Here is a 1,418-nt window from a genome sequence, read left to right on the forward strand (position 1 = left end):
GGCGTCAGACCTTCCAATCGCTCGCGCGAAGACGCCGTCGCCGTGAAGCCCGCTCGAGACTTGCGCTGCAACAACCCTTTCTACGCTGAGAGGTTTTGCACAAGGACCTCGATGGTCATCAACTTGTCCAGGCTGGCCAATAAGCCGCCGTTGTGCAAACCGATTGATTCAACCTGACCAACGCAATGATGTCAACACGCGATAATTGTGCTTCACGCGTGTCGACCCCAGCGAGGATCAGTCGATTAAGCACAGTGCGCTAGGGGGGTTTTAGAGGGGCGCGATCCTTCCTATCGGAGAGTGGCCTGCTGATGATCCAGTGCTCGGAGCAAATCGGTCGGATAGTGCCCGTCATCTACTATATTGCCGCTTCCTGACGATCAGCGGAGAATGCTACGGTTTCCTGCCTGCGGACCGATTCAAGGCGTTCGCCGAGCGCTTGCTCGATGCGCTCGTAGGCGATACTGCCGAGCGCAAGCCTCACTGGGGGCCGTTCCGCGTCGGCGGCGACGATCATGGCCGCGACAGTGCGCTGCGCATCGCCTTTGGCGACGAACGACCCGGATGTGATGGCGCGGCGCAAGTCTGCGGCAGGCGTGGCGTCATATGCGGCAAGCGGAACAGAGCGATCGACATTGACGCCGAAACTCGTGGCAGTTGGGCCAGGTTCGACGATAATGCAATCAATGCCGAAAGGGCCGACCTCCTTCGCCAGCGTCTCGACGAAGCCTTCGATACCCCATTTCGTCGCATGATAAAGGCCGAAGGCGGGATAGGTTGTCTGACCGCCCTCCGAGGACACCTGTACGATCCGGCCTCCACCCTGTTGACGGAGGTGCGGCAGACAAGCCCGGATCAACTGAATCGGCGCCATCAGGTTCGTGGTGATCTGGCGTTCGATTTGCGCGTCGCTGACTTCCTCGATCGCACCAAACAATCCAAAAGCAGCATTGCTGATCACCACGTCGATGCGACCAAGGGCAGCAAACGCTGCAGTGACCTCACGGCGCATTCCGCTGATGTCCGTGAGATCGACGACGACTGTGCGCAACTGCTCACCGTAGCGCGCACTAAGATCATCAAGCGCGCTGGCACGCCGGATGGGTTGAGGCGAGCTCCATGCGCTTTGTGGTGTTACCTTGGGTCGATCGCGCGGTTGTCCGGGCGCGCGACCAGCCGGTTTAGGATGAAGGAGGGCTTGTCGCGCTGCTCGGCAATCTTGCGCCGATTGGGGCCTTTCTCAAGCGTTCGGCCGCCGATCCGAAGTTGCTCGAGAAGGAGGGACAATGCGTGGTTTTCCCGTCGCTCGATGATCTCGCCGAAGGATTGACGATCCGGATCTTGATGTGCATGCCGACGATATCCTTGTGCTCAAGAATGCCGGGCCGCGTAGCGAGTCTTGCATGCCGGAAGCAGGC

General features: G+C 59.8%; 3 protein-coding genes. 1 reads left to right on the forward strand and 2 read right to left on the reverse strand.

Annotated features, from left to right (window positions below):
- Positions 1-358: 358 nt before the first annotated feature.
- Both GSQ83_RS13515 and GSQ83_RS30565 read right to left on the reverse strand, forming a co-directional pair.
- A complete protein-coding gene (locus GSQ83_RS13515) occupies positions 359-1,102 on the reverse strand; it encodes an SDR family oxidoreductase (RefSeq protein ID WP_158803426.1) in 744 nt (247 codons plus the stop codon).
- A 32-nt stretch (positions 1,103-1,134) separates the two neighbouring features.
- Complete coding sequence (locus tag GSQ83_RS30565) at positions 1,135-1,287, reverse strand: hypothetical protein (RefSeq protein ID WP_254065671.1); 153 nt, start codon at positions 1,285-1,287, stop codon at positions 1,135-1,137.
- On the opposite strand from GSQ83_RS30565, the gene GSQ83_RS30570 reads away from it, so the two are divergent.
- The coding region (locus tag GSQ83_RS30570; RefSeq protein WP_254065676.1) for a hypothetical protein at positions 1,228-1,418 on the forward strand (191 nt) is incomplete at its 3' end. The two genes, GSQ83_RS30565 and GSQ83_RS30570, sit on opposite strands and share 60 nt — an antisense overlap.

The organism is Acidisoma sp. L85, assembly GCF_009765865.1.
Classification (GTDB): Bacteria; Pseudomonadota; Alphaproteobacteria; order Acetobacterales; family Acetobacteraceae; genus Acidisoma.